The sequence below is a fragment of the Rhizobium sp. 25PS6 genome (genome assembly GCF_032464655.1).
Classification (GTDB): domain Bacteria; phylum Pseudomonadota; class Alphaproteobacteria; order Rhizobiales; family Rhizobiaceae; genus Rhizobium; species Rhizobium laguerreae.
This window is the reverse complement of the sequence record NZ_JAWDIV010000015.1, coordinates 176,916-203,733: the sequence shown is the minus strand read 5'-3', so window position 1 is coordinate 203,733 and position 26,818 is coordinate 176,916. Positions and strand designations below refer to the sequence as shown.

The following is a 26,818-nucleotide window of genomic DNA, read 5'->3' as shown; positions in this document are numbered from 1 at the left end:
CACACACGGCATGCCTTCTCCTGCTGTCCCCAACTTGACCCGAAGAAGGGGCTTTACCCCTCCTCGCGCATCGTCTCCCGCTGGGTGATCAGCCGGGCGCTGTGCTGGCCGCTCAGATAGATCCAGAGCCAACTCCATGCGACGGAGAAGCGCGAGCGGGTACCGATCAGGAAGTAGATATGGGCAAGGCCCCAGATCCACCAGGCGAGCCAGCCTTTCAGCTTGATCCGGCCGAAATCGATGATCGCAGCACTCTTGCCGATCGTCGCGAGACTTCCCTGATGCCAGTAGCGGAAAGGCGCCGGCGCCGGTTTGCCGGACAGGCGCGCGCGGATGACCTTGGCGACGTAACCGCCCTGCTGCTTGGCGGCGGGCGCAATGCCCGGCACCGGCTTGCCGTCCTCGCGCATGACCGATGCGGTATCGCCGACGACGAAGACATCGGGCAGACCGGGCGCGCTCAGATCCTTTTCGACGATGACGCGCCCTGCCCGGTCGGCCGGCACGCCGAGCCATTGCGCCGCAGGCGAGGCGGTGACGCCGGCGGCCCAGACGATCGTCCGGCTGGCAACGAAGGTCTCGCCGATCTTCACGCCGTCGGCGTTGCACTCGGTCACCGGCTTGCCGAGATGGATCTCGACCCCGAGTTTTTCCAGCGCCTTCTGAGCATAGGCCGAAAGCTCCTCGGCGAAGGTTGGCAGCACCCGCGGGCCTGCTTCGACTAGAACGACGCGGGTCTTGCGCGTGTCGATGTTGCGGAATTCCTTGGGCAGCGTGAAATGCGCGAGTTCGGCGATGATGCCGGCCAGCTCGACGCCGGTCGGCCCCGCCCCGACGATGGTGAATGTCAACAGCGCATCGCGTACGGCAGGATCGGCCTCCATCTCCGCCTTCTCGAAGGCAAGCAGCACGCGTCGGCGGATCGTCGTCGCATCCTCGAGGGTCTTCAAGCCGGGCGCCACCGGCTCCCATTCGTCGTGGCCGAAATAGGCATGTGTCGCCCCGGTCGCCAGCACCAGCGTATCGTAACCAAGAGTCATGCCGTTGCTTAAGGAAACCGTCTTCGCACCGCTATCGACGCCGGCGACTTCGCCGAGCAGCACCGTCACGTCAGGCCGGTCGGCATAGAGGCGGCGGATCGGCCAGGCGATCTCCGAGGTGGAAAGAATGGTGGTCGCCACCTGATAGAGCAGCGGCTGGAAGAGATGGTGATTGCGCCGATCAACCAGCGTGATCTTGACGCCGGCACCTTTCAAGCCATTGACGAGCTGCAGCCCGCCGAAACCGCCGCCGACTACGACGACATGATGATCGCTCATGACCTACCCCTTTTGCGCCATTTCGCTCAAAGCCAATGTGGCCTTCGCCGCGATGGTTGCAACTGCCGTTTCGGCATAGCTCCCCTGCATCCCGGTCGGTGGAGCCGGCTCAATCGGCATACCCCACGGGGATCGCCGTGCCGCCCTTCAGAAGCTCCATTGAGATTGAGGCCGAGACGTCGAAGAGCTCGATCTTGCGCACGATCTGCTTGTAGATCACATCGTAGTGCTCGACGCGCGGCAGCACGATCTTCAGGATGTAGTCGTGATTGCCAGTCAGCCGGTGCGCTTCGACGATCTCGGGAATGTCGCTGATGATCCGGCGGAAGGTCTCCGTCCATTCGTCGGAATGGTGCGCCGTCTTGACCAGCGCGAAGACCGTCGTCGGCACGCCCATCTTTTCCCGGTCGAGCACGACGATGCGCCGGGCGATATGGCCGCTCTCCTCCAGCCGCTGGATGCGCCGTGAGCAGGCCGATATCGAAAGCGCCACGCGCTCGGCAAGATCGGTCACGGATATGCCCGCATCCTTTTGCAGCATGTCCAGAATGCGTCTGTCACGATCATCAAGCATGTGTCGAACATATACCTCTCGCGTCTTTTTTGCAGAATTTCATAAAATGACGCAAAATCCTATCACATATCTGATTCAAGGGACAAACAAAGCAAACACATCGCGCCGGGATTGCGGCATCATTTTCTAAAGTTCAGAAGCATGGAGAGCATGAAGAAATGGAAACGATCGGCCTTATCGGCGGCATGAGTTTCGAAAGTTCGGCGGTCTATTACCGTGTCGTCAACGAGATGGTGCGTGACCGCAAGGGTGGCCTCGCCTCGGCCGAACTCATCCTGCATTCTGTCAATTTCGAGGAGATCGTCGCGCTTCAGAAGGCCGGCGACTGGGACATGGCTGCCCGCCGCCTCGCCGACGTGGCTCTGCGCCTGCAGATCGCCGGCGCCGGCTGCATCCTGATCTGCACCAACACCATGCATCTGATCGCCGACAAGGTCGCAGAGAAGATCTCCGTGCCACTGATCCACATCATCGACGAGACCGCGAAATCGCTGCATGCGGCCGGCCGCAAGCGCCCGCTACTGCTCGCCACTCGCTACACGATGGAGCACGGCTTCTACAGCGACCGCATGAAGAGCCTTGGTGTTGATATCATGGTGCCAGATGCTAGCGACCGCACGACCGTGCACGATATTATCTTCGACGAACTCTGCGCCGGCAAGGTGCTCGACAGCTCTCGCGACAAGCTCATGGCGGTGATTGCACGCGCCATCGACAACGGCGCCGACAGCATCATCCTCGGCTGTACCGAGATCTGCCTGATCCTCGATCCCGACCACCTGCCGCTGCCAGGCTTCGACACCACCGCGATCCATGCCCGAGCGGCGGTCGATTTCGCGCTGGGAATGGATGAGGCAGCAGAAGAGGAAGCCGCCTGATATTGCCAGGTTAGTTGACTCAGTCCACTAAATACAGGACAAGATCTCCATCTGGAGATCTTTGCCGGACTGCTGACAAAGTCGGCCAACTCTCTTTCGTCATGCTCGGGCTTGTGCCGAGCATCTGCAACTGGTGCAGCAGATCCTCGGCACAAGGCCGAGGATGACGCCGAGTGAAGAGCACGGTTCGTCAGCAGTCTGACCAGGATCTCCATTTGGAGATCATCATGTCTAACCTATCGCTCATCGAAACCGCCCGCGATTTCAACCGCTTCTATACGAACTTCCTCGGCCTGCTGAACAAGGCCTATCTCGACACGCCGTTCACGCTGACCGATGCCCGCATCCTCTTCGAGATCGGCTCGCATGACGGCGTCAGCGCCGCCGCACTTGTCCGGGACCTGCATCTCGACCCCGCTTATCTCAGCCGCATCCTCAAGCGTTTCCGCGCCGCGGGGCTGATCGAAACCAGCCCCGATCCGGCCGACCTGCGCAGCCAGGTCATCATTGTCACCGACCGGGGACGAGAGCAGTTCGAAGAACTCGGCCGGCGCGCCAATGCGCAGATCGCCGCCCGTTTCGACAATCTCGCCATCGGCGAGCCGGAGGCGGCGGTCTCCGCCATGCACACGATCCGCACGCTGCTCGACCCGGCGGCAAAGCCCGCACCGGCCATTGTCCGCGCCCACCGCGCCGGCGATATCGGCTGGATCGTTGAGAGCCAAGGCCGCTTCTACGCAGAAGAATATGGCTGGGATCTGCGCTTCGAGGCGCTGGTCGCCGAGGTCGCCGGCAAATTCCTCGCCAATTTCGATCCGGCCAAAGAATATTGCTGGATCGCCGAACGCCGCGGCGTCAATATCGGTTCGGTCCTCGTCACCAATGGCGGCGACGGCATCGCCAAGCTCCGTCTGCTCTATGTCGACAAATCAGCCCGCGGTCTCGGGCTCGGCAAACTGCTGGTCGACGAATGCATCCGCTTCTCCAGAGAGAGGGGTTACCGCGAAGTCTCGCTCTGGACCAACGACATGCTGGAGACTGCCCGCGCCATCTACGTCAAGGCGGGCTTCCGCCTTGTCTCCGAGGAGAGACATCGCATGTTCGGCCCCGAGGCGAACGGCCAGAACTGGGTGCTCGATCTCTGAATTTGTTGCGTCGCAGAAATTTCACTTGATTTGGAAACGTTCATTCCCTAATTGGGCGCCATGACCGTTGCCACTCTCACATCAGAAGCAAAGACCCGCAGCCGTGGCCGTCCGCGCGAGTTCGATATGGACGCCGCATTGGATTCGGCCTTACGGGTCTTTTCCGAACGCGGCTACCACGCCACCTCGATCAGCGATCTGACCGAGGCAATGGACCTCGCCTCTGGCAGTATCTACAAGGCGTTCAAGGACAAGCGCGGCGTCTTCCTCGCCGCTTTTGGTCGTTATCGCCAACTCGGCCGGCGGCGTCTCGAAGCGATGATTGCGTCGGCGGAAACAGGCCGCGACAAAGTCTTCCAGATGGTGATGTATTATACCGAGCTCTCCTATGGCGAGGCGGGCCGTAAAGGCTGTCTCGTCGTTGGCGGCGCCAACGACTTCGCCCTGCTAGACGAGGAAGCGGCTGCCCACGTCGTGACTGCCTTTGCCGCAGACGAAAAGCTGATGGCCGATCTCATCCGCATCGGCCAGGCAGACGGCAGCATTCCGAAGACGGTGGACCCGGATGCCGCCGCCCTCGCCTTCCTCTGCTTTACCAAGGGCCTGCGCGTCATCGGCAAAACAGGACGCAGCAGGGAAGAGATGATGTCTGCGGCCGAGGCCGCGATGAAGCTCGTGACCTGAACAGTCCGCACCGTGGACGAGAGAAATACCGGCATTCGGTCAAGGATCGGGTGGCCGCAGCCAGCATTTTTGCATTCAATCCCTACAATCTTTGAATACCGGAGTTTCTGATGAGCGTTTCAGCCACCACGCCGGATGAGGCCATTCCCCGGGCGTTATCCCCCTGGCTCACTTTCCTTTTCGCCGCCGCCTGCGGGCTGGTGGCCGCCAATCTCTATTACGGCCAGCCGCTCGCCGGTCCGATCAGCGCCGACCTCGGCTTCACGCCTGCCGCCACTGGCCTGATCGTCACGCTGACGCAGATCGGCTATGGTCTCGGTCTGCTGCTGATCGTGCCGCTCGGCGACCTCACTGAAAACCGCCGTCTGGTGCTGATGCTGATCGCCGTCTCCGCCGTTGCGCTCATCGGCGCGGCGCTGTCTTCGACGCCCACAACCTTCCTCGTCGCCTCGCTCTCTATCGGTCTTTCATCGGTCGCAGTTCAGGTCCTGGTTCCCTTTGCCGCCAACATGGCGCCTGATGCCACCCGTGGCCAGGTCGTCGGCAACGTCATGGGCGGCCTGCTCTGCGGCATCATGCTGGCGCGCCCCTTCGCAAGCTTTGTCGCCGAGGCCTCGTCCTGGCATGTGGTCTACTACGTCACTGCTGGCGTCATGCTCGTGCTCGCCGTCGTGCTCCGCGCCAACCTGCCGGTCCGCCGGCCGACGACCAGGCTACGCTACGGCGAATTGCTCGCCTCCATGGGCCATTTGGCACTCACTTCGCGGGTGCTGCAGCGCCGGGCGCTCTATCAGGCCGGCATGTTCGGCGCCTTCAGCCTGTTCTGGACGACGACGCCGCTGCTGCTCGCAAGTCCCGCCTTCGGCCTGACACAGAACGGCATCGCTCTCTTCGCCCTCGCAGGTGCTGCCGGCGCCATCGCCTCGCCGATTGCCGGCCGGCTTGCCGATCACGGTATGACGAAGATCGCCTCGACGTTTGCCATGCTGCTCGGCATGGCTGCCTTCCTGATTGGCCATTTCGCTAGCGACGGCTCGCTTGGCGCTTTGCTGCTCTTGACGGCAGCGGCGATCCTTCTCGATTTCGGCGTGACGACCAATCTCGTCTGCGGCCAGCGCGCCATCTATGCGCTGAACCCGGAACACCGCAGCCGGCTCAACGGCCTGTTCATGGCGACCTTCTTTGCCGGCGGCGCGCTGGGCTCAGCACTCGGCGGCTGGGCCTATGCGACCGGCGGCTGGACGATGACGACCTGGATCGGTTTCTGCTTCCCGGCGCTGGCCTTCCTGCTGTTCCTGACGGAAGGACGCGGCAAGTAAGGCACGATCAGAATCCAGGATCGAACATCTAAAATCTTGACAGAGCCGACTTATAGATGCCCACTTCCAGGAAGCAGCGTATGCAGCCGTTTGAGAGCTGCAGAATTTTCGCCTTTTTGCATGGGATTCCGACATGGAGATAGACGAAGAGAAAATCGACGATGCTGTGCTCGCATTGTTATGGCTGACGCTGCATGACGGAGATCGTGCCTGGAAGGGTTTTGACTGGGACGTGATGGACCGTTTGCATCAGAAGGGTCTGATTGCAAATCCCGCAGGCAAGGCCAAGTCTGTCGTTCTGAGCGACGAAGGTTTGCGAAGATCGGAGGAATTGTTCCGCGCTCTGTTCATGCGATCGACATGATGATCGCTAGCCGTTGACGAAATCGAAATGCAAACGGCGGCGCGAACGGCATCATGGTTCGCTTCCACCCAGTTCAAAAGCTGCGTCAGCGGCTGGTTTATAGTGACACTGCACGTCATTGTTGTCGCCAAGCCGCCGGACGGAGGTTCGAAGTTGTCAGCTCGAACTTCCGTTCAAGATGCGGCGAAGTGTTGCGGCCTTCCGTGGCTGCATTTTGAAGGAGGCTGACCTGGATATCCTTTCAGTTGCGTTGCGCACTCCCTCGCGTCTTGTCTCGAATAATGACATCCTTGATTTCATCCGAGAACATAATGGCGACAAATCTGCGGTAGAGGTCGAGGCCTATTGTGGGAAGATCGACCGGCTACTCAAGAATGCGGGCGCGCTGACGCGTTTCATACGTGACCGGCGCATAGGAGAGCGGGCGATTGATCTCCTGATCGATGCTACAAAGTCGGCGCTTACCACCGCATCACTCGCTACGCGGGACATTGACCTGATCATCTATTGCGGCGTGGGACGTGGTTTCCTTGAACCTGCCAATGCGGCGTTTGTCGGCGCCGCCCTCGGCATCGAACCGGACGCCTTCGATATCACGGAAGCCTGCATGAGCTGGGCAAGAGCGCTGCAGATTGCCCAGAATTTCCAGATCGCTGATGCCTATCGAAATATACTGATCGTCAACGCCGAGTTCTGCATTTTTGAAAACGGTTTTCCGGAAGTTTTTCAGCTGAGGGGAAACGAAGAGCTTGCCTATTCCTTTCCCGCTCTGACGGTCGGTGAGGCCGCGACCGCCACCGTCGTCACCGCTTCGCCCAACCACTGGAGTTTCCGATTTCGTACGAAGCCGCAATTTGCAGCGCTGTGCAGCATGCCCTTGCCCGGTTACTCCGATTTCTGCATTCCCGATGAAAGGACCGGCACCAACGGACCGCACCAACTCACCGCCCATGGGGCGGAACTGACGCGTGCGGCACGGCGCGAGATGACGGCCTTCGTGCAAGAGACTTATCAGACAGATCTTTCCATCATCGATCTTTGGTTGCCGCACAGTTCCAGCGAGTCGGCACTGAAGCGCATGTCGAAGGAACTGGGAATCGGCGACCGACTCTATGACGGCGTTTTTCGCAAGTTCGGAAACCTGGCCTCGGCCTCCATTCCGGCAGCCATTGACGAGACGACGAAAAATGGAAGGTTGACGCGCGGCCAGAGGGTCGTTTTCTGCCCGGCATCGGCCGGTATGGTATTTGGTTTGATTGAGGGGATTTACTAACGCCCGGGGAGCAAGAGCATGGCAGACGATCCAGGTGACTATACTCCGACCGGCTACCGAAATCCGGTGGTCATGCTTGCGATGCTGATTTTGATAAGCCTTTTCCTCATGATCGGCGCCTCGATATTGGGCATCGACCACGGGTTCCTTGCCGGAATGGCCAGGCCGGAACTCGCCAGAGGGCTGATAACTTACCTCTTTGCCGTGGTGACGATCGGCATCGCCGTCGCATTGGTTCTCGACACGCTGATCGGCCCGCCCCCCGGCGATGCCAATGACCTACGCTTCCAGCGGGCGAAAGAGGTCCTTTCCCTGCTGCTCGGTGTTTTCGGTACCATCGTTGGTTACTATTTCGGTTCAGAATCCTCAGAGGCGTCGCGTCCGGTGCCGTTCGAACTGTCGAGTCCGGATCTATCTCCCCTGCCGGTCGGACCGGCTGCCCAAGTGACCGTCCGCGCTGTCATCCGTGGTGGGTTACCGCCGTTCCGATACGGCATCGCCGAGGGCAGTAAGGATATCGAAGTAAAGGATCTCGCGTTTGACGGGGGCTGGATCGTCAAGCAGTTGACGCTGACTGAGCCGGTCGCGACCCCCGGTCAAAGCCTCCATATCATTGCCGAGGATGCAAACGGCAAGCGCGTCGAAACAGTCGTGCCGTTGAGGCGCAGTAATCAGGACTAATCGGGCAATTTGCAAACGAAAAGCGGTCACGAGACCGCACTTTCTGAACCGGGCGACCGATGTTATGACGAAATTTGCCCGGCATAACCATACCTAGGGAATTGGGGGCTGAACTGACGCGTCAACCTATTTGTTGGCGGAATCGAATCGCGAACGGGCGGCGCGAACGGCATCATGGTTCGCTTCCGCCCAGTTCAGAAGCTGCGACAGCGGCTGGTAGAGCGAACGTCCGAGTTCAGTCATCGAATATTCGACGCTCGGCGGCTTGGTTGGGAATACCTCGCGGTCGATATAACCATCCCTCTGCAGATCGCGCAGCGTCTGCGTCAGCATGCGCTGCGAAATATCGGGGATCATCCGCCGCAGCTCGCCGAAGCGATAAGGCCGATCCGCCAGCACCTCGAGCAGCAGCGTCGACCATTTGCCGCCGATCTGCTGCATCATGTCCCTGACCGGGCAATTGCCGAAATCGAGGCCGGCGAGATCAATCTCGCGCCGCACCCCCGGCGTCCTGTTCTTTAGACTGACGACCGCACCGCTCATCTGCTGGTTCCCTTTTGGTAACGTAGAGCCGAAAAACTGCCTCCTTTACACCGCCAAGTCAATTCCTATTCTAGCGTTACTCTCTTTTCGAGACCACCGGCGCAAACACCGCCAGCACAACACAGAAGGAAACGACGTATGAGCGAAATCATCCTGGTCACCGGCGCTGCCGGACAGCTCGGCCAGCGTGTCATCCATCACCTCATCGAGACCTACAAAGTCGCCCCCGGCAACATCGTCGCGGCAACCCGCAGCCCGGAAAAACTTTCCGAACTCGAAAAGAAGGGCGTCGTCACCCGCAAGGCCGATTTCGATGACGCGGCAGGTCTGGAGAAGGCTTTCGTCGGCGTCGACCGGCTGCTGATCATCAGCACTGACGCACTGGATACTCCCGGCAAGCGCCTCGCCCAGCACCAGGGCGCCGTTGCGGCGGCAGTCAAATCAGGCGTAAAGCACATCGCCTACACCTCGATGCCGGCGCCTGACAATTCGGTCGTCACCTTCGCGCCCGATCATCTCGGCAGCGAAAACGCCATCAAGGCAAGCGGCATCGCCCATACGATCATCCGCGACGCCTGGTATCACGACAACTATCTGCACGGCATGCCGCACAATCTGCAGGGCGGCAAATGGTACAGCGCCACGGGCGGCGGCAAGATCTCGACCATCTCGCGTGACGACTGCGCCCTGGCGATCGCCGCAGCCCTTGCCTCCGGCACATCCGAGAGCGCCACCTATACCGTAACCGGCACCCAGTCGCTGAACAGCCGGCAGATTGCCGCCATCGTTTCCGACGTCGCCGGCAAGCCGCTCGAAGTGATCGACGTCACCGACGAACAGCTCGGCCAGGGCATGCGCGGCGCCGGTCTTCCCGGTTTCGTCGCCGACATGCTGGTTTCTGCCGACGCCAACACCCGCGCCGGCAAGTTCGACATCGTCACCGAAGACTTCTCCAAGCTGACCGGCAAACAGCCGCAGCCGCTGAAGGATTTCTTCGTGGAGCACAAGGCGGCCCTGACCGCCTAACGCAGCATAAGGTCGTCTGGAAAGCTCGCCTCGCACATCACGGGGCGGGCTTTCTTCAATGATCAAACCGCCTGCCCACACGCCCTGCAAAAACGCCGGACCGTTTCCGCCATGCCGTATCCCAGTGCATCGGCGGTCAGGCCGTGGCCGATCGAGACCTCGGCAAGCTGGGGAATGCGCCTGACCAGCGCCGGCAGGTTTTCGACCGTCAGATCGTGGCCGGCATTAACGGCGAGCCCGATCGCAAGGGCCGCATCCGCCGTCCGTCCGAGCGCGTCGAGGATCGGCGCCGCCCGCTCCGGCGCGTCGAAGCAACCGCCATAGGGGCCGGTATAGAGTTCGATCCGATCGGCGCCAACCGCCTTGGCGATCTCAACCGCCTGTGCGTCCCCGTCACCGTCGGCAAACAGCGACACCCGGCATCCCATTGTCTTCAGCCGCGCGACGGCTTCGGTCAGGAACGCCTGGTGCTTGCGGAAATCCCAGCCGTGATCGGAGGTCGCCTGCGCGGGATCGTCAGGCACCAGCGTCACCTGCTCGGGTGCTGCACCGGCGCAGAGTTCGAAAAATTCCTCTGTGGGATAACCCTCGATATTGAACTCGGCCTTCGGGAATTCATCGTCGATCAGATTGCGGATGACCGGCAGGTCGGAGAAACGAATGTGCCGCTGATCGGGGCGCGGATGCACCGTCAGGCCGCTGGCGCCGGAGGCAAGCGCGATCCGCCCGAGCGCTTCGACGCTCGGCCAGGGCAGGTCGCGCCGGTTGCGCAGCATGGCGATGGCATTGAGGTTCACGGAGAGCTTGGCGGGCATGGCTGATATCCATCGGTCACGGAAACGGGAGGCCCTGCTTTTAAGCCAAGGGCCATGCGATGGCCAACGAGATTCGCAGATGGATGCGATGCGGATCGCTGATGAAACCCCGGTATTTCGGCTCGGCATTGACCGGGTGCGCACCGCAAACAGTATTTCCCGTCGCCGTTGAAGACGACCGACCGATGCGGCGGTGCAACAGATGACTTGCTGCAGCACACCCGAAATCATGCCGTCACGTTGCTATCCCATTTAAAAGAGATTATTTTTAGCACTTATAAAAAAGATCGTTCACGCATAACGTGGAGATCGTATCGCGTAGTGTACGCCGCGTACTGCTTCTTTCCCAATGAGAAGAACGCCTAGAGGAAACCCCACTCGCCGCGTATGGGAAGCAACTGGCAAAACCGCATGAGGTGCAACAACATGCCCCAGGAGGGTTCATGCCAGACGGTTCCAAACGCCTGTTTGCCACCGCCGGTATCGCTTCGGAGGCACGGTCGAAATACCGGTTCCTGCCTTCGGCCGCGCTACCGCCGGATCTACCGGATGGTCCGGTGCCCATTGCCGACATGGCAAACGCATTCGGCGTCACGCACAGGACACTGCATTTCTATGAAGAGAAAGGGTTGATTTCAGCCAACCGCATCGGCCTGATGCGGGTCTACGGCCAGGACGACGTGATGCGCATGGCCGTCATTACAGTCTGCCGCGAAACCGGCATGCCGATCGCCGTCATCCAGGAACTGATGGACGAACTCCGCAACGCCGATTCGCAGGAAACGGCCGAGGCGATGTTCCGCGAGGCCCTGCAGGTGCGCAAGCGCGAACTGACGGCCGAGATGTCGACGCTGCACCGACAGCTCCAGCAGGCCGGCGATCTCCTGGATTTCGACGGCAGCGTCGAGTCGCCGCCGCTAAACGACAATCAGGACAGTGCAAGCCTGACCGCACAGGAGCGGCGTTGCCTGGAACTGATGGCCGAGGGTTATTCGACCCAGCGAATCGCCCGGGCGCTCGACCTGAAACATGACGAGACCCGTGACCTGGAGGCCGGAATCATCCTGAAATTCCGCGCCAACAACCGTTTCCAGGCCATCGCCAAGGCAGTTCTGCTCGGAATCGTGCAGGCTTAGTACCATCCGCCCAAGATACGGCCGCCACCGTTTCTTCGTCACCACCAGATAACGAATGCGATCAGCGCACGATCGTCAGCGTCTCCGCCGCGCGCGTGATCGCGGTATAGAGCCAGCGTTCCCGCGTATCGCGAAATGCCCAGCTCTCGTCGAAGAGCACGACATCGTTCCATTGCGAACCCTGAGCCTTGTGAACGGTGAGCGCATAGCCATAGTCGAACTCGTCGTAGCGTTTGCGGGTGTTCCAGGGAATCTCGCCCTCGACATCCTCGAAGGCCTGCTTCAGCAGCTTGATCTTGGCCGCTCCCCGGTCCATGTCGTCATCTTCTGGCCGGACGAGCAGATTGATGCCGGGCTTCGTCGTTTCCTTCGACGAGGTCATCACCTGCCAGAGCGAGCCGTTGAGCAGTCCCTTGGCCGGATCGTTCCGCAAGCAGACGAGCTTGTCGCCGGTCTGCGGATAATCGGCGTTGAAGCCTTTCAGCTCGCGCAGGCGCTGATTGTAGCGCCGCCGCGTGCGATTGGTGCCGACGAGCACCTGGTCGGCATCGAGCACCAGCTGCTGCGTCACCTCGTTCTTCGAGATCACCTTGGCCGTGCCGTAATCGCCGTACATCACCTCATTGCCTTCGCGCACCTGCATGGCGAGCTTGATGATCGGATTGTCGCGCGCCTGCCGGTGGATATCGGTGAGCAGGTAGTCCGGATCCTGATTGGTGAAGTAGCCGCCGCCGGTGACCGGCGGCAACTGGCCGGGATCGCCGAGCACCAGGATCGGCGTGCCGAAGCTCATCAGATCCTTGCCAAGCGCCTCGTCCACCATCGAGCATTCGTCGACGATGATCAGCGCCGCCTTCGCGACCGGGCTTTGCCGGTTGATCGAAAACATCGGCGCGATCGAGGTCTTGCCCGTTTCCTCGTCTTCCACGGCCTCCTCGCCGCGCGGCCGGTAGATCAGCGAATGGATCGTCCGGGCGTTGGAGGCGCCGCGCGAGCGCAGCACCTGCGCCGCCTTGCCGGTAAAGGCGGCAAACAGCACGTCGCCATCGACATTCTCGGCGAAATGCTTGGCAAGCGTCGTCTTCCCCGTTCCGGCATAGCCGAACAGGCGAAAGAGCGGCGAGCGCCCTTCCTTCAGCCATTTCGAAACAGCCTTCAGGGCTTCGTCTTGTTGCGGCGCAAATTGCATGATCGCAGGACTTGGCAGGATTCGCAGGCTTTAGGCAAGGCGGAAAACGGCAAATCGCCCGGCCGGACAATCATCAGTTCCACTGCCGGTCCGCGCCACTGGCACACATCGACGGGTCCTGCCTCATAGCGTCGGTGAGAAAATCCAGAACCGTCTTGACGCGCAACGGCATGTTGCGCCGCGAGGGATAGACGACGGTAACCGGCAGCCGGCTCGGCTGGAAATCCCTCATCACGGGGACCAGCCGGCCGGCGGTGATATCGGGCATCGCGATGATGTGCGAAAGCACCGCAAGACCCGCTCCAGCAAGGGCTGCCCGGTGTATGGCGACGGCATTGCAGGCAGTCAGCCGCGGTGAGATCCGGACCGATATGTCTTCCGAACCGTTCGAGAAGGACCAGGTATTGGCCTCGCCTGCCCTATTGTAGCACAGGCATTCATGGTCCTTGATCTCCTTCGGTGCGCGGGGAGCCGCCCTGCGCGCGAGATAGGCGGGAGCTGCAACGAGGAAGGCGGTCGTCCAGCCGATCCGCCGGCAGACGAGACTGCTGTCGGCGACCTGGCCCAAGCGCACTTCGAGATCCAGGCGCTCCTCGATCATATCCGAGCCTTGCTCCCTGAAGATGAGTTCGACCGAGAGCTTCGGATGGGCGGCGAGAAGATCGCCGAGCCGCTCGCTGAGATAGAGGCCGAGTGGTGCTGGAACGCTGAGCCTGACCTTTCCCGAGGTCATGGCGCCGTCCGATCCGGCCGCATCGCCAAGCTCCTCAACCGCTTCGAGAATCCGCAGCGCCATCGGCAGCATCCGCTCCCCCTCTGCCGTCAGCGACAGGCCGCTCGTCGTGCGATGCAGGAGGCGGGTGTTGAAATGGCCCTCGAGGGCTGCGACCTGTCGCGAGACCGCCGGCTGCGTCACGTCGAGATCGTGCGCCGCCGCCGAAAACGAACCCGTCTCCACGACGCGCTGAAAGGTCCGCAATGCCGAAACGATATCCATCCCCTGCCCCTCATACTTTTGCGCATAGGCTTTATGCAGCCAGACTAAGCGAGAATGGCTTTACAGTCCAGCAATTAAGGATATCTTTTATCCATAAGGATATTTAGTATCCTTAATTAAAGGAGAGACACATGACCCAGCGACTGAACTACGCCCAACAGTCCCCCGAGCTTTTCAAGAAATTCATGGAATTCAGCATGGCGCTGAAGAGCAGCGTGATCGACGAGAAGCTGCAGGCCCTCGTCGAGATCCGCGCCTCGCAAATCAATGGATGCGGCTTTTGCCTCGACATGCATGTGAAGCAGGCCAAGATCTACGGCGAGACGGAACTGCGGCTCTACCACGTCGCCATCTGGCGAGAATCGAACCTGTTCATCCCCCGCGAGCGCGCAGCCCTTGCCTGGACCGAAGCACTGACCAAGCTTCCCGAAGGCGGCGTTCCCGACGAGATTTACGAACGGGTCCGCGGCCAGCTTTCCGAGAAGGAAATCTCGGATCTGACTTTCGTCGTCATGGCGATCAACGCCTGGAACCGCGTCAATGTCGGCTTCAAGACCGTGCCCGGCACGGCCGACAAGGCCTACGGCCTCGATAAGGCTGGCCTGAACTAAACCGCGCAATTCATTGAGAAGATTCACCTTTGACGCTGCCGCACCACGACAGCGAACGGAGATCCATTATGAAAATCGTTGTCATCGGCGGAACCGGCCTCATCGGTTCAAAGACTGTCGAACGCCTGCGCAAACGCGGCCATGACGTGATCGCCGCCTCGCCGAACTCCGGCGTCAACACGATCACGGGAGAAGGACTGGCAGAGGCGCTCTCGGGCGCCGAAGTCGTGCTCGACCTCGCCAATTCGCCGTCCTTCGAGGATAAGGCCGTGCTCGAATTTTTCGAGACCTCGGGCCGCAATCTTATTGCCGCCGAAAAAGCTGCCGGCGTCAAGCACCATATCGCCCTCTCCGTCGTCGGCACCGAGCGTCTGCAGGAAAGCGGCTATTTCCGCGGCAAGTTTGCCCAGGAAAAACTGATCAAGGCATCGGGAATTCCCTACACCATCGTCCATTCGACGCAGTTCATGGAATTCCTCGGTGGCATCGCCCAATCGGGAACGGTCGGCCAGACGGTCCACCTGTCGCCGGCCTATGTTCAGCCAATCGTTTCCGACGACGTCGCCGATGCCATGGCGGACGTGGCCCTCTCTGCTCCCGCCAACGCGACGCTCGAGATCGCTGGTCCGGAACGGGCGCGCCTCAGCGAGCTCGTCGCCCGCTATCTGAAGGCAATGAAAGACCCGCGCATAGTCGAGGCTGATGTCGAGGCGAGATATTTCGGCGCCAGACTGAACGACCAGTCGCTCGTTTCCGACGACAATCCGCGGCTTGGTTCGATCACCTTCGAGCAGTGGTTCGCAAAATCCGCCCAGCCAACATGATTGACGTGCGCTCAAGACGCGACCGCTCGGCGCGTCTTCCCCCGACCCAGCAAACCATGGAGATTCCGATGATCAGAACATTTTTCTTCGCCGCCGCCCTCGCCTTTCCGGCTGCCACCGGCGTCAGCGCCCATGACAGCAGCGAGTCTGCGAAGGTGACACTCGTCTATGAGCACGAGCTTCCGAACGTGCCGGGCAAGAGCATCAAGGGCGTGCTGGTCGAATACGGCCCGGGCGGCTTCTCCGAAGGCCACACTCATCCCGACACCGCCTTCATCTACGCCACCGTGCTTGAAGGAGCGATCCGCAGCCAGGTCAATGACGGCCCGGTCAAGGTCTATCAGGCCGGAGAGAGCTTCTCCGAAATGCCGGGCGACCGTCATGGCGTCAGCGCCAACGGCAGCGAGACCAAGCCCGCCCGCCTGCTCGCCGTCTTCGTCGTCGACACCAACCAGAAAGAGCTGACCTATCCGCTCAAGAAGTGACGATCGCATTACAGCGCCGCGCGTCTTTCAGACGCGCAAAGGACGCTGCAACACTTTGCATCTACGCATCGTGCTTTCCGAAAATCGGTTCCGATTTTCGGGCCGATACAATACCGCCTGCGCAGGCCTGATGCTTGCGCAGGCGGCCGAGATGCTGAATCATGTGCGGCCTGCACACCGGAGACAGAGAGATGATTGACGACGCCCTCTTCGGCAAACCTCTGATATCCCTGATAACAGTAGGATTTGCCGGTATCGTCGTCTGGCATCTGCTCTCCCGTCATCGGCCGACGACGCGGCTGGTGGTGCAGATCCTCTTCTTTGCAGTGATGACGCTGATCCTCGTCGGCAGCGGTATCGAACCCCACCGGTTTCAAGGATATGAGTCCGAGGATCCGCGGGCCCTGCTCGTCATCGTCGCAAAAACGCTCTGGTGGATCCATCTGGCATGGGCCGTCATCGGTTTCATCAGGCTCTATCTGGTGCTGGAGGGCAGTCCGCGAGAGGCTCGCCTGCTACAGGATCTGGTCATCGGCGTCGTCTATATCGGCATGGCCCTGTCGGTTCTGGCCTTCGTCTTCGGCGTACCGATCGGAACCCTCGTCGCGACCTCGGGCGTGGTCGCCATCATTCTCGGCCTGGCGCTGCAGAACACGCTCGCTGACCTCTTCTCCGGCATCGCCCTGACACTCGGCCGGCCATACATCATTGGCGACTGGATCCTTCTCAGCGACGGCACGGAGGGACGCGTCGTCGAAAGCAATTGGCGCGCGACACACATCCTGACCAGCGCCAACAATGTCGTCGTACTGCCGAACAGTTTTCTGGCAAAGCTCGGCCTGACGAATGTCAGCCGGCCTGACGAGAGCCACCTCCTGATCCTCACCATCCGCATCGCCCCGACGCGGATGCCAGCATCGGTCCGGCACGTCATGGCAACGGCACTTGCGAGTTGCAATTCGATCGTGCGCGAACCGCCGCCGGTCGTCGCGCTGAAGGGACTGGATGCCACCGCACTTGAGGTCGAGCTGCAGTTTCGGGTGACGAGCCCGAGCCAGCGGGTGCCGGCGCGGAACGAGGTGCTCGATCTCGTCTATCGCCATTGCAAATCCGCCGGCCTGCTGCTGGCCATCCCGCCGTCGGCGACGGTGCTGACCGCCGATCTGCCGACGGAAGAAAGCGCAAAGCCGCCGAGCGTAACGCCGCTTGCCCTGATCGAGGCCATTCCGGTCTTTACGACACTGACGTCCGATGAAAAGCTCAGGCTCGCCGAAACCGCGACTGTCCGGGAGTTCCGCAAGGGCGATGTGATCGTGCGGGAGGACGAAATGCTCCCCTCACTGATGATGGTGCGCGCCGGCATCATCGCGGCGAGGAACGCAGGCGAGGAACGCGGACGGCTCGCGCCGGGCGACTTTTTTGGCGAGACCGGACTGCTCGCCGGCATGCAGGAAGTGTGCACCCTGGAGGCTCTGACCCCCGTGACCGCCTATGAGATCGATCAGGAGGCGTTCGCGCCGCTGCTAAGCGAACGCCCGGCGCTGGCCGAAGAAATCGCCGACCACCTCGCCAGCCGCGCCGGGCGTTTCCGCAACGGCGCCTCTTTGCCCCCGGAACATGCCCGCAGCGCCCATGCCATCCTGAAGACTATCAGGACCATCTTCAAGGCATAGAGACCGGCACCCCGCTCAGCCGGCGCGCTTGAGCACCCATTCAAACGTGCTCCGCCAAATGTCGGCCGGCACTTCCTCGGACAAGGTGCCGACCAGATCGGAAAGCCGGACGCGCCTCAGAGTATCGCGCCAGGCCTCGTCGGCTTCCCACATGATGCGGGCGACCGCGCAGGGCTTGCTGTCGCAATAACCGGCCGGCCGGCAGGGATTGTTCTCCCGGATGTTCGTGCAGGTGAAGCTGCGCGCCTTCCCCTCGACCGCCTCGACGATCTCGAGAAAGTTGATATCCGAGGGGGGCTTGGCAAGCCTGTAGCCGCCACTCGGACCGAGCGTGGTCTCGACCAGCGATGCCTGCGAAAGGCTCTGCAGTGCTTTGGAGAGATATTCCTTCGGCAGACCATGAAGCTCGGCGAGCGCCTTGGTGGAAAGATACCTGCCCTCTGGCAGGCCCGCGAGAATGGCGCAGCAGTGAAGCGCCCACTCGACCTGGCTTTTCAGGATCATTCAGCAACTCGTGTGATAGCTGGTTCCGCCAATGGAATTAAGGATATATTATATCCGAAAGCAGCAGTGATGTAAATGAGCTGCAAAAGCAGCGTGTTGCTGCCTGAACGGTGACGGCGTCGATCTCCATTCAGCCGGCGTTCTCGCCCTCTGCCTCACTTCGCGCCTGATCACTTTCAATTCCTGCGATCAGCTTGCGCAGCAGCGCCGCAAGCGCCTCACGCTCCTTTCCATCAAGAGCCTGCAGAAATGAGGATTCGCTCGCCATGTCGGTACGGAAGGCCTGTTCGGCGAGTGCCGCACCCGCCTCGGTCAAAGCCACCAGCACGCTGCGCCCGTCACGCGGCGATTTCTCGCGGCGGATCAGTCCCGCCTTCTCCAGCCGGTCAAGCCTGTGGGTCAGGCCTCCGGACGAGATCATCAGCGCCGAATACATCTCCGTCGGCGTCATCAGGTAAGGCGGTCCGGAACGGCGAAGCGTTGCGATCACATCGAATTCGCCGCGGTCGAGGCCAAAATCGGCAAATGTCGCTTCGATGCTGGGGCGCACCAGGTTGGATAGACGAAAGGCCCGCCCCAGGATCGCCATCGGCTCGGTGTCGAGGTCGGGCAGTTCCAGCGCCCATTGCCGGCGCAGCCGGTCGACATGGTCCTCCCTGGGGCAGTCCTCGTCCCCGGGGCGGCCACCGTCCCCGGGGCGGCCATCGTCCCCTTTCGTTCCATTCATCATTCTCTGCCTCACATCACCACAAGAGAGACATACACCTTCCAACCGAGTCACGGAAGATATCTTGACAGGAAGATAGTTTGCAAATATCTTCTCGCGAAGATAGTTTCGCGTTCTAGACGACACCAAGGGGAGGCACGTGATGTACAGGATTCTTCGCCACCAGGAAGTGCGACCCGATCAGAGCCGCACTGTCCGCTTCGAGGGCCGCGACCATGGCGGCGAGATATCGCTTTTCCTGGTCGACAACGAGCCCGGCCAAGGGCCCGCTCTGCATGTCCACCCCTATTCCGAGACATGGGCCGTCAGGAAAGGCGAAGCCGAATTCACCGTAGGCGACGCCAAGACCCGCGGCTTTCCCGGCGATATCGTCGTCGTGGCCGCCAACATTCCACACCGCTTTGAGAATGTCGGCACCGGAAGGCTCGAAATCGTCTGCATTCATGCCAGCGACACCATCGTGCAGGAATTTGTGTGAGGCAAAGCCCTCGCCTGGAAGACAAAGCCTGGAGACAAAGGAAGAGGAGAGAACTGCAATGTCGAAGATGATTTTCGTGAACCTGCCGGTGAAAGACCTTGCTGCTGCGACCCGCTTCTATGAAGCCATCGGCTGCAGCAAGAACGAACAGTTCAGCGATCACCAGGCGTCGAACATGGTTTGGACCGACGCCATTTTCTTCCATCTGCTGACGCGCGATTTTTTCGCGACCTTCACGCCAAAGCCTGTCGCCGAAGCGCAAAAGGCGAGCGAAGTGCTGATCGCGCTGACGATGGACAGCCGCGAAGAGGTGGACGCCATCGTCGAGGCAGCCGCAGCCGCCGGGGGCAAAGCCGATCCACGCGCGCCGACGGACATGGGTTGGCTCTACAACCGTGCCTTCGAAGATCCCGATGGCCATGTATTCGAAGCGGTGTGGGTCGACATGGCGGCAGCCTCCGCGTCAGGAGAATAGTGGCAAGCCGCTCGACGCGACATGTGCGGGCGAAAACGGGCTTCGGCCCACCTCGCCCGCCGCGAAAACTTTTGCTGCGCCTGGAATAAAACCACCGCGCCTCGTGTCTCATCTCAGGTAGCGCAAGATTGCGTGCCCAATCTGAGGAGAGACACCATGAAATCCGTGAAATTCCTGTCCGTCGTGGCCGCCGCCGCCCTTGCCGCGACCGCTGCTTTCGCCGCTGCTCCCGTCAAGGAAGTCGACTCCGCCAAGGGCAAGGTGCTTGCCGGCGAAAACGGCATGACGCTCTACACCTTCAAGAAGGACGTCAAGGGCGTGTCCAACTGCTACGATGATTGCGCCAAGAACTGGCCGCCGCTGATGGCGGCTGGCGACGCCAAGGCTGATGGTGCATATTCGATCATCGACCGTAAGGATGGCACGAAGCAATGGGCCAAGGACGGCATGCCGCTCTATTATTGGGTCAAGGACAAGAAGACGGGCGACATCACCGGCGACGGCGTTGGCGGCAACTGGGATCTCGCCAAACCTTGATAGTCGGGCCCTGATGCCAAGAGAGCCGGCATGAAGATACCCGCACCCGAAACCTTCGAGGGCCAGATCCTGGCCCTCCTGCCCTCGCTCAGGCGCTATTCGCGCAGCCTGACGCGCTCGGATGCCGATGGCGAGGATCTACTCCAGGATTGCGTCGAAAAGGTTCTCACGCGCCGCCGCCAATGGCGCGGCCTCAACCTGCGCGGCTGGGTCCTGACCATCATGACCAATCTCTACCGCAACGGCCGGCGCGGCAAGACTCGCGATGGCCTTGTCGAGCTCGATGCCGCAGAAAATCTGGCCGTGCCCGAACCGCCGGCCGATCCGCTGGAACGTGCTCGGCTGGACGATGCGCTGAACAGCCTTTCGGAGGAACACCGCGCTGTGCTGATGCTCGTGGTCATCGAGGGATACACCTATGGCGAGGTCGCAGCCGCGCTCGATATCCCGATCGGCACCGTCATGTCCCGCCTGTCGCGCGCCCGCCGGCGCGTCGCCGAGCGATTGAAGGCCGACAACATCATTACGCTTCGGAGACCGAAATGAACGAGACCAATCCGAGCGTCACCGAAGCCGACCTTCACGCTTATGCCGACGGCCAGCTGCCGGAAACGGTGCGCGCCCGCATCGGGGCCTTCCTGACCGACAATCCCGACGAGGCGGCGATGGTCGCCGAATGGCAGGCGCAGAATTCAGGCATCCGATCGCTGTTTGCCGGTTATGAGAAGGCGAAGGACACCGATCCTCTGCTCGTCGTCCCCCCGCGCGCCGTTTCATCTGGAGCGAAACGCTGGGCGATCACCGCATCAGCCCTCCTCGTCTTCACGCTCGGCGCCGTCAGCGGCCATTATGGCCCCGCACTTCTGGAAAAGCCGGAACTGCAGCTTGCCGGCTCCGAAACCCTGCCAAAACAGGCCCAGACCGCGTTTACGGTCTATGCCGCCGAGGTTCGCCACCCTGTCGAGGTCTTCGCAAACGAGGAGGTCCACCTCGCCAGCTGGCTCGGCAAGCGCCTGGCAATTCAGAACCTCAAGATTCCGAACCTACAGCCGCTCGGCTTCAAGCTTGTGGGCGGCCGCCTGCTGCCGGTCGACGGCAGGCCGGGCGCGATGTTCATGTATGAAAACCAGGCCGGCGAGCGCCTGACCGTCATGGTCGGCCGCAACACGGAGAACCGCACGACGAGCTTCCGCTTCGCCTCATCGGGCAATCTTGAAACCTTCTATTGGATCGACGGCGAACTCGGTTATGCCGTGACCGGCGAAATCTCCCGCGAGACGCTGCGTCAGGTAGCCGAGGAGTGCTACCGGCAATTCCCGTCGTAGAGTAATTCCAGGAAAAGTGCGAAGCGGTTTTCCGTCCGGAATTACGTAGAAAACAAAGACTTAGAGCGGTTCTGCGCTTCCGTGAACAGCTGAACCGCTCTAAGGATCAGCGTGAGGGATCGTTGCCGAGCTCGATCGGCCGTCCATGCGGCGTCGCCTCCGCCGCCCGCTGCCAGCTCTGTTGCAGTGCCAGGATCGCTTCCGCATCGGCAATGCCGTTGTCGACGATAAGGTCGCAGAGTGCCCCCACCCAGCAGTCGAAATAGTCGCTGCCATCTTCGGCCCGGCCAGGCTTGTGCAATTGCGCGGAAAGCGTTTCAGCCCATTCGCTCCAGCTGAACAGGCCTTTTGCGTGCAGGTGCACGGTCATGGCGAAAGCTTCGGCCGCCCATGGCTCGGGAAAAACCGGTTCGCCCTCCGGCGACGTCGGCAGCCCGGACGATTGCGTCAGCGGCGACATTTCATGCCGGCTCAAGATAGCTCTCCCAAGCATCGATCGACACGGTCAGCGTGGGATCGGCATCTCCACCCCAAAGCTCCGCGCCGTCGAAAACGACCGTATAGAGCCATTGCGGGTTTTCGCCCTCGCCATGCGCATTGTCGTCAGGGAAGACGAAAACACCCTGCACTGCCTCGACCACGCCTGTTTTGGCTCGGGCATAACGCGGCAGGCGCGTATGTGTTACTGGATTGAAATTCTTTGTCTTCACCCCTTCGCCGGCCACGAAGCGCGGCGCGGTCTTAACAGGACGATCGCAAGGCCCGCCCTTCGCAAGAACGCCGGGCACCATGTCCGCCTTCAGCACCCGCTTCGGAACGGCTCCTGGCTGCTGCGCATGACCGGACAGCAATTCCGCGCGAGTCGCAAAGCCATGCCGTTCGAGCAGCTTGTCGATGCCGCGGATCCAGATCTCGTAATAGCTGGCGGCGAGATAAGCGGCCGGCGGAATATTCTCGCGCGCGTGCCGGCTTTCGTCGATGGTCCAGGCGCCGAAAGCGCCGCAGGAAAGCGTGATGCCGAGCGCCCGCTTTTCCCATTCGGCATGGAAATAAGGCTCGTCCTTTTCGGGCGCGACAGGTCCGAACCCCATCTGCCCGCCGAGATCGTGCGGTCCGTTCATGTCAAGCTCTCCGGCTTGCCGGCAACGGCCGTACCGATCATCGCATCGCGGCTGACGAGGCCAGCGAGCGCCTGCTCGTCCATTCCGTCGGTCCCTTCGGGCCGCTCGGGAATGACGAGGTAACGCAGCTCCGCCGTCGAATCCCAGACGCGGACCTTCTTATCCTCAGGCAGCGTCAGCCCGAATTCGGCCAGCACGCCGCGCGGATCGATGACGGCGCGCGAACGATAGGCCGGCGCCTTGTACCAGACCGGCGGCAGGCCGAGCACCGACCAGGGATAACAGGAGCAGAGCGTGCAGACGACGAGATTATGGGTCTCGGCCGTATTGAAGACGGCGCGCATATGCTCGCCCTGTCGGCCGGTATAGCCGAGGCTGGCAATGGCCGCCGTCGCATCACGCTTCAGCCAGTCGGCGAAATCAGGATCGCTCCAGGCCTTGGCGACGACATGCGCGCCGTTCCTCGGCCCCACCTTCGTCTCGTAGGTCTCGACGATCGCGTCGATCGCTGCCGGATCGATGAGCCCCTTCTCCGTCAGCAGCGTTTCCAGCGCCTTCACGCGCGCCTGCATGTCGGAATAATGGTTGTCGTGATCATGCCCGTGGGCGTGCTCATGGTCGTCGTCATGGTCGTGCAAGGCGAAGCCCTCCCGAAACTGCCCGCTATTTCTAACAGATGCCGCAGGCCCGCCAAGCCCTTCTATGTCTCATGCGCTTTTCCGCTAATCTCCTGCCATGAACATTCTGATTCTCGGCGCAACCGGTTTTATAGGATCCGTCGTCGCGGCCCGGCTCGTCGCCGACGGCCACGTCGTGACCGGCCTCGGCCGCAATCCCGCGCGTGCGCGCCTGAAACAGCCGGCGATCGACTGGCGGCGCGCAGATCTTTCATGCATGACGAAACCGGCGGATTGGGACGAGATCCTCAAGGACCAGCATGTTGTCGTCAATTGCGCCGGCGCTCTGCAGGACGGCCTCTCGGATGATCTGTCGGCCACCCAGGCAGAGGCGATGCTGGCGCTCTATTCCGCCGCAAAACGCTCGTCGCGCCCGCTGATCGTGCAGATATCGGCAAGGACGACGGGAGCCGCTGGTGATCTGCCCTTCCTCGCTACCAAGCGGCGGGCCGACGAGGCGCTGGCGACAAGCGGTCTGCCTCACCTCATCCTGCGCCCTGCCCTCGTTCTCGGCCGCAATGCCCATGGCGGCTCGGCGCTGCTGCGGGCGCTTGGCGCCTTTCCCCTGGTGCTGCCGCTGGTCCATGCCGAAAGTCTGGTCGAAACGCTTTCGGTGGACGATGTGGCGAAAGCCGTGTCGCAGGCGGTCTCCGGCGGCATCTCCGGCGATATCGATCTCGCCGCCGACGAAGTTCTGACGCTCACCGATCTCGTCCGCCTTCACCGCCAGTGGCTCGGCCTGCAGCCAGCCCGTGTGTTTTCCCTTGCCCCCTGGCTTGCCAGGCCGGTGACGTGGCTGGCCGATATCGCAGGCCTCCTCGGCTGGCGTTCGCCGCTGCGCTCGACGGCGATGACTGTCATGTCCGAAGGCGTGCGGAGCTCGAAAACAGGGAGCAGCCTTGCCACAACACCCGCGGCAGCGACGCTCTCGGCCAATCCGTCCGGCGTACAGGATCTCTGGTTTGCCAGGCTCTATCTTCTGAAGCCGCTCGTCATATCGGGCCTATCCGCTTTCTGGCTGCTCTCAGGTTTGATCCCGCTGCTGACGCTGGAGAAGACATCCGCTCACTTCCTGCCGTTCATGCCTCAGGCCGCAGCCACGGCGCTGACGCTTGCAACCTGCCTGATCGACATCGCTCTCGGCGCCGCCGTCCTCCTTCGCCCACTGGCAAAAAGTGCCCTTCTCGGCATGCTGGCCGTGTCGTTCGCCTATCTTGCCGGCGCCAGCCTGCTCGAACCCGCACTCTGGCTCGATCCACTCGGTCCCCTCGTCAAGGTGCTGCCATCGATCCTGCTGACGCTCACCGCACTTTCCACGCTGGATGAGCGCTGATGCCTGAGGAATGGCTGCTGCTTGCCCATGTCATCGGCGCGACCGTGCTCTTCGGCACCGGCGCCGGCATCGCCTTCTTCATGGTGATGGCACACCGGACACGCGATCCCCGTCTGATCGCCCATGTCGCCAGCACGGTTGTCATCGCCGACACCCTCTTCACCGCCACCGCAGCCATTCTCCAGCCGGTGACCGGCTATCTGCTGGCCCGGTCGATCGGCTGGGACCTGTCGGAGGGATGGATTGCGCTTTCGCTGCTGCTTTATGTCGTGACCGGCCTGTTCTGGCTGCCGGTCGTCTGGATCCAGATCCGCTTGCGCGATCATGCCCGCGCCGCAGCAGCGGCGGGAAAAGCCCTGCCTCCGGCCTATTTCAGTCTCTACCGCATCTGGTTTGCTTGCGGTTTTCCGGCCTTCTTCTCTGTCATCGGCATTCTCTGGCTGATGCTCATGAAGCCCGCAATCACTCTATTTTAGCATCGGCCAGAGGCTTAGCACCAACAGCACCGCCATGCTGATATTGAACCATTTCAACCGCACCGGATCGGAAAGCCATTCCCTCAGCGCCGAGCCGAAGCCGGCCCAGGTCGAAACGCTGGGCACATTGACTGCCGCAAAAGCGAGATCGACGATCAGCACGCTCACCAGGTAGAGTTGCGGATTGGTGTAGGTCGCCATCGCAGTGACCGCCATCACCCAGGCTTTCGGGTTGACCCACTGGAAGGCCGCTGCCGCGAAGAAGGACATCGGCTCGACGCCGCTCCTGCCTTCGCTGAGCGAGCGCGAGGTAGCGATCTTCCAGGCGATCCAGACGAGATAGGCGCCGCCTGCAAACTTCAGCGCCGTATAGACCACGGGCACCGTGTGCAGCAGCGCGCCGAGCCCGAAGCCGACGCCGATGAGCAGCGAGAAGAAACCGACGCCGATGCCGAACATATGCGGGATCGTCCTGCGGAAGCCGAAATTTACGCCCGATGCGAAGAGCATCATATTGTTCGGCCCCGGCGTGATCGAGGTCGTGAAGGCGAAGAGAACGAGGGCGAGAAATGTATCCAGCGGCATGCCACCTCCCGAAGCCAGTCTTGCGGCCTGTTTATTTAGGTCAGCATAACTGTCCTAAGTGGCCGATACCATTACATCATTGTCATGGTGACAGGATTACTTGAAAGATGGCGACCCGGCCCAATCTCCTGTCAAAGGGACAGAAAACCATGCAGGACGACCCGATTCCATCGATCACATTCCCGAACGGCACTGAGGTGCCGGCGCTCGGCCAGGGCACCTGGGCCATGGGCGAGGATGCCGGCCATGCCAAGGCAGAGATCGAAAGCCTCAAGGCCGGCATCGATCTCGGCATGACGCTGATCGACACCGCCGAAATGTACGGCGACGGTGGCGCCGAAGAGATCGTCGGCCAGGCGATCAGGGGCCGGCGCGACGAGGTCTTCATCGTCAGCAAGGTCTATCCCTGGAATGCCAGCCTGCATGGTACGATCGAAGCCTGCGAGCATAGTCTCGAACGCCTTGGCACCGATCGCATCGATCTCTATCTGCTGCACTGGCGCGGCAATTATCCGCTCACAGAGACCGTCGCGGCCTTCGAAACGTTGAAGGCATCCGGCAAGATCGGCGCCTGGGGCGTCTCCAATTTCGACACCGACGACATGGAGGAACTGCTTGGAGTGCCCGACGGCGCCAACGTCGCCGCCAACCAGGTGCTCTATAACCTTTCCCGCCGCGGCATCGAGTTCGATCTGCTGCCCTGGTGCCAGAGCCGCGGCATTCCTATCATGGCCTATTCGCCGATCGACCAGGGAAGCATCCTGCACCATCCCGAACTGATCCGCATCGCCAAGGCCTATCAGGCAACGCCCGCCCAGCTGGCGCTCGCCTTCCTGCTGGAACGCGACGGCGTCATCGTCATCCCGAAGACCTCAAATGCCGAACGCGCAGCCGAAAACCGCGACTGCGTCTCGCTTGATATCACCGACGACGACTGGGATGCGCTCGACGCCACCTTTCCACCGCCCACAAAGAAAAAGCCGCTGGAGATGCTCTGACCTTCAGCGGCTCGAACTGCTGACAAAGCCCGCCGACTCCTCTTTC

33 protein-coding genes are annotated in these 26,818 nt (G+C 61.4%); 21 read left to right on the top strand and 12 right to left on the bottom strand.

The window, feature by feature from the left end:
- Nucleotides 1-53: 53 nt before the first annotated feature.
- On the bottom strand, nucleotides 54-1,319 hold the full coding sequence (locus tag RWK44_RS22350) for an NAD(P)/FAD-dependent oxidoreductase (RefSeq protein WP_316029383.1): 1,266 nt from the start codon (nucleotides 1,317-1,319) through the stop codon (nucleotides 54-56).
- Between the two features lie 109 nt (nucleotides 1,320-1,428).
- Nucleotides 1,429-1,893: an Lrp/AsnC family transcriptional regulator gene (locus tag RWK44_RS22345; protein ID WP_003541227.1), complete on the bottom strand. Its 465-nt coding sequence runs from the start codon at nucleotides 1,891-1,893 to the stop codon at nucleotides 1,429-1,431.
- Nucleotides 1,894-2,051: 158 nt separating this feature from the next.
- Between RWK44_RS22345 and RWK44_RS22340 the strand changes: the two genes are divergently transcribed.
- From RWK44_RS22340 to RWK44_RS22310, 7 genes are all read left to right on the top strand, one after another.
- The gene (locus RWK44_RS22340; RefSeq protein WP_131666362.1) at nucleotides 2,052-2,771 is read left to right on the top strand and encodes an aspartate/glutamate racemase family protein; all 720 of its coding nucleotides are present in this window, start codon (nucleotides 2,052-2,054) and stop codon (nucleotides 2,769-2,771) included.
- Nucleotides 2,772-2,998: 227 nt separating this feature from the next.
- On the top strand, nucleotides 2,999-3,916 hold the full coding sequence (locus RWK44_RS22335; RefSeq protein ID WP_131666363.1) for a bifunctional helix-turn-helix transcriptional regulator/GNAT family N-acetyltransferase: 918 nt from the start codon (nucleotides 2,999-3,001) through the stop codon (nucleotides 3,914-3,916).
- Between the two features lie 60 nt (nucleotides 3,917-3,976).
- Nucleotides 3,977-4,600, top strand: coding sequence for a TetR/AcrR family transcriptional regulator (locus RWK44_RS22330; protein WP_020050749.1), 624 nt, complete (start codon nucleotides 3,977-3,979; stop codon nucleotides 4,598-4,600).
- A 110-nt stretch (nucleotides 4,601-4,710) separates the two neighbouring features.
- On the top strand, nucleotides 4,711-5,919 hold the full coding sequence (locus RWK44_RS22325; RefSeq protein WP_131666364.1) for an MFS transporter: 1,209 nt from the start codon (nucleotides 4,711-4,713) through the stop codon (nucleotides 5,917-5,919).
- Between the two features lie 133 nt (nucleotides 5,920-6,052).
- A complete protein-coding gene (locus RWK44_RS22320) occupies nucleotides 6,053-6,283 on the top strand; it encodes a DUF6429 family protein (RefSeq protein WP_131666365.1) in 231 nt (76 codons plus the stop codon).
- Nucleotides 6,284-6,497: 214 nt separating this feature from the next.
- Nucleotides 6,498-7,556 carry a 3-oxoacyl-ACP synthase III family protein gene (locus RWK44_RS22315; RefSeq protein ID WP_165504471.1) on the top strand — a complete coding sequence of 353 codons (1,059 nt, stop codon included), beginning with the start codon at nucleotides 6,498-6,500 and terminating at the stop codon, nucleotides 7,554-7,556.
- Nucleotides 7,557-7,574: 18 nt separating this feature from the next.
- The gene (locus tag RWK44_RS22310; RefSeq protein ID WP_131666367.1) at nucleotides 7,575-8,237 is read left to right on the top strand and encodes a hypothetical protein; all 663 of its coding nucleotides are present in this window, start codon (nucleotides 7,575-7,577) and stop codon (nucleotides 8,235-8,237) included.
- Nucleotides 8,238-8,363: 126 nt separating this feature from the next.
- On the opposite strand, the gene RWK44_RS22305 is transcribed toward RWK44_RS22310, so the two are convergent.
- Nucleotides 8,364-8,780, bottom strand: a complete 417-nt coding sequence (locus tag RWK44_RS22305) for a winged helix-turn-helix transcriptional regulator (protein ID WP_131666368.1) — start codon at nucleotides 8,778-8,780, stop codon at nucleotides 8,364-8,366.
- A gap of 138 nt (nucleotides 8,781-8,918) precedes the next feature.
- On the opposite strand from RWK44_RS22305, the gene RWK44_RS22300 reads away from it, so the two are divergent.
- Nucleotides 8,919-9,806 (top strand): SDR family oxidoreductase, encoded by an 888-nt coding sequence (locus RWK44_RS22300; protein ID WP_131666369.1) that lies wholly within the window; start codon nucleotides 8,919-8,921, stop codon nucleotides 9,804-9,806.
- Between the two features lie 62 nt (nucleotides 9,807-9,868).
- On the opposite strand, the gene RWK44_RS22295 is transcribed toward RWK44_RS22300, so the two are convergent.
- Complete coding sequence (locus RWK44_RS22295; protein ID WP_168284123.1) at nucleotides 9,869-10,621, bottom strand: pyridoxine 5'-phosphate synthase; 753 nt, start codon at nucleotides 10,619-10,621, stop codon at nucleotides 9,869-9,871.
- Between the two features lie 443 nt (nucleotides 10,622-11,064).
- Here RWK44_RS22295 and RWK44_RS22290 point away from each other — a divergent pair, with 443 nt between their 5' ends.
- Complete coding sequence (locus tag RWK44_RS22290) at nucleotides 11,065-11,757, top strand: MerR family transcriptional regulator (RefSeq protein ID WP_316029382.1); 693 nt, start codon at nucleotides 11,065-11,067, stop codon at nucleotides 11,755-11,757.
- Nucleotides 11,758-11,818: 61 nt separating this feature from the next.
- On the opposite strand, the gene RWK44_RS22285 is transcribed toward RWK44_RS22290, so the two are convergent.
- Together RWK44_RS22285 and RWK44_RS22280 are read right to left on the bottom strand one after the other, a co-directional pair.
- Complete coding sequence (locus RWK44_RS22285; protein WP_003541249.1) at nucleotides 11,819-12,946, bottom strand: ATP-dependent DNA helicase; 1,128 nt, start codon at nucleotides 12,944-12,946, stop codon at nucleotides 11,819-11,821.
- A gap of 73 nt (nucleotides 12,947-13,019) precedes the next feature.
- Nucleotides 13,020-13,943: a LysR family transcriptional regulator gene (locus RWK44_RS22280; protein WP_316029381.1), complete on the bottom strand. Its 924-nt coding sequence runs from the start codon at nucleotides 13,941-13,943 to the stop codon at nucleotides 13,020-13,022.
- Between the two features lie 131 nt (nucleotides 13,944-14,074).
- On the opposite strand from RWK44_RS22280, the gene RWK44_RS22275 reads away from it, so the two are divergent.
- The 4 genes from RWK44_RS22275 (at nucleotide 14,075) to RWK44_RS22260 (ending at nucleotide 17,536) form a co-directional block, all read left to right on the top strand.
- The gene (locus RWK44_RS22275) at nucleotides 14,075-14,554 is read left to right on the top strand and encodes a carboxymuconolactone decarboxylase family protein (protein WP_017961220.1); all 480 of its coding nucleotides are present in this window, start codon (nucleotides 14,075-14,077) and stop codon (nucleotides 14,552-14,554) included.
- A 68-nt stretch (nucleotides 14,555-14,622) separates the two neighbouring features.
- Nucleotides 14,623-15,378, top strand: coding sequence for an SDR family oxidoreductase (locus RWK44_RS22270; RefSeq protein WP_168284120.1), 756 nt, complete (start codon nucleotides 14,623-14,625; stop codon nucleotides 15,376-15,378).
- Between the two features lie 68 nt (nucleotides 15,379-15,446).
- Nucleotides 15,447-15,863: a cupin domain-containing protein gene (locus tag RWK44_RS22265; protein ID WP_131639448.1), complete on the top strand. Its 417-nt coding sequence runs from the start codon at nucleotides 15,447-15,449 to the stop codon at nucleotides 15,861-15,863.
- Between the two features lie 191 nt (nucleotides 15,864-16,054).
- A complete protein-coding gene (locus RWK44_RS22260; RefSeq protein WP_316029380.1) occupies nucleotides 16,055-17,536 on the top strand; it encodes a cyclic nucleotide-binding domain-containing protein in 1,482 nt (493 codons plus the stop codon).
- 15 nt (nucleotides 17,537-17,551) lie between these two features.
- Here the strand turns inward: RWK44_RS22260 and RWK44_RS22255 are convergent, their stop codons facing one another.
- Nucleotides 17,552-18,040: an RrF2 family transcriptional regulator gene (locus tag RWK44_RS22255; RefSeq protein ID WP_025395243.1), complete on the bottom strand. Its 489-nt coding sequence runs from the start codon at nucleotides 18,038-18,040 to the stop codon at nucleotides 17,552-17,554.
- 130 nt (nucleotides 18,041-18,170) lie between these two features.
- Nucleotides 18,171-18,770, bottom strand: a complete 600-nt coding sequence (locus RWK44_RS22250; RefSeq protein WP_222060648.1) for a MarR family winged helix-turn-helix transcriptional regulator — start codon at nucleotides 18,768-18,770, stop codon at nucleotides 18,171-18,173.
- Between the two features lie 139 nt (nucleotides 18,771-18,909).
- Here RWK44_RS22250 and RWK44_RS22245 point away from each other — a divergent pair, with 139 nt between their 5' ends.
- The 5 genes from RWK44_RS22245 to RWK44_RS22225 all read left to right on the top strand — a co-directional run bounded on the left by RWK44_RS22245 (nucleotide 18,910) and on the right by RWK44_RS22225 (nucleotide 21,582).
- Nucleotides 18,910-19,245 (top strand): cupin domain-containing protein, encoded by a 336-nt coding sequence (locus tag RWK44_RS22245; RefSeq protein WP_077978739.1) that lies wholly within the window; start codon nucleotides 18,910-18,912, stop codon nucleotides 19,243-19,245.
- 58 nt (nucleotides 19,246-19,303) lie between these two features.
- Complete coding sequence (locus RWK44_RS22240; RefSeq protein ID WP_077978740.1) at nucleotides 19,304-19,720, top strand: VOC family protein; 417 nt, start codon at nucleotides 19,304-19,306, stop codon at nucleotides 19,718-19,720.
- 156 nt (nucleotides 19,721-19,876) lie between these two features.
- Nucleotides 19,877-20,257, top strand: coding sequence for a COG4315 family predicted lipoprotein (locus RWK44_RS22235; protein WP_131666378.1), 381 nt, complete (start codon nucleotides 19,877-19,879; stop codon nucleotides 20,255-20,257).
- A gap of 30 nt (nucleotides 20,258-20,287) precedes the next feature.
- Nucleotides 20,288-20,803 (top strand): RNA polymerase sigma factor, encoded by a 516-nt coding sequence (locus RWK44_RS22230; protein ID WP_131666379.1) that lies wholly within the window; start codon nucleotides 20,288-20,290, stop codon nucleotides 20,801-20,803.
- Complete coding sequence (locus RWK44_RS22225; protein ID WP_131666380.1) at nucleotides 20,800-21,582, top strand: anti-sigma factor family protein; 783 nt, start codon at nucleotides 20,800-20,802, stop codon at nucleotides 21,580-21,582. Before RWK44_RS22230 ends, RWK44_RS22225 begins: the two co-directional genes overlap by 4 nt.
- A 106-nt stretch (nucleotides 21,583-21,688) precedes the next feature.
- Here RWK44_RS22225 and RWK44_RS22220 read toward each other — a convergent pair whose 3' ends face one another.
- From RWK44_RS22220 to nthA, 3 genes are read right to left on the bottom strand one after another with little or no spacing between them, the layout of a single operon-like run.
- Nucleotides 21,689-22,057, bottom strand: coding sequence for a nitrile hydratase accessory protein (locus RWK44_RS22220; protein WP_222060647.1), 369 nt, complete (start codon nucleotides 22,055-22,057; stop codon nucleotides 21,689-21,691).
- On the bottom strand, nucleotides 22,044-22,703 hold the full coding sequence (gene nthB / locus RWK44_RS22215) for a nitrile hydratase subunit beta (protein WP_131666381.1): 660 nt from the start codon (nucleotides 22,701-22,703) through the stop codon (nucleotides 22,044-22,046). Before nthB ends, RWK44_RS22220 begins: the two co-directional genes overlap by 14 nt.
- Nucleotides 22,700-23,341, bottom strand: coding sequence for a nitrile hydratase subunit alpha (gene nthA, locus RWK44_RS22210; protein ID WP_077978745.1), 642 nt, complete (start codon nucleotides 23,339-23,341; stop codon nucleotides 22,700-22,702). The genes nthB and nthA overlap by 4 nt, the downstream gene beginning before the upstream one ends.
- 97 nt (nucleotides 23,342-23,438) lie before the next feature.
- Between nthA and RWK44_RS22205 the strand changes: the two genes are divergently transcribed.
- Nucleotides 23,439-24,713 (top strand): SDR family oxidoreductase, encoded by a 1,275-nt coding sequence (locus tag RWK44_RS22205; protein ID WP_316029379.1) that lies wholly within the window; start codon nucleotides 23,439-23,441, stop codon nucleotides 24,711-24,713.
- Complete coding sequence (locus tag RWK44_RS22200; protein WP_168284111.1) at nucleotides 24,713-25,189, top strand: DUF2269 family protein; 477 nt, start codon at nucleotides 24,713-24,715, stop codon at nucleotides 25,187-25,189. Before RWK44_RS22205 ends, RWK44_RS22200 begins: the two co-directional genes overlap by 1 nt.
- Here RWK44_RS22200 and RWK44_RS22195 read toward each other — a convergent pair.
- Nucleotides 25,181-25,774, bottom strand: a complete 594-nt coding sequence (locus RWK44_RS22195) for a LysE family translocator (RefSeq protein WP_316029378.1) — start codon at nucleotides 25,772-25,774, stop codon at nucleotides 25,181-25,183. The two genes, RWK44_RS22200 and RWK44_RS22195, sit on opposite strands and share 9 nt — an antisense overlap.
- Before the next feature lie 149 nt (nucleotides 25,775-25,923).
- Here RWK44_RS22195 and RWK44_RS22190 point away from each other — a divergent pair, with 149 nt between their 5' ends.
- On the top strand, nucleotides 25,924-26,772 hold the full coding sequence (locus RWK44_RS22190; protein WP_168284109.1) for an aldo/keto reductase: 849 nt from the start codon (nucleotides 25,924-25,926) through the stop codon (nucleotides 26,770-26,772).
- Nucleotides 26,773-26,818 lie beyond the last annotated feature (46 nt).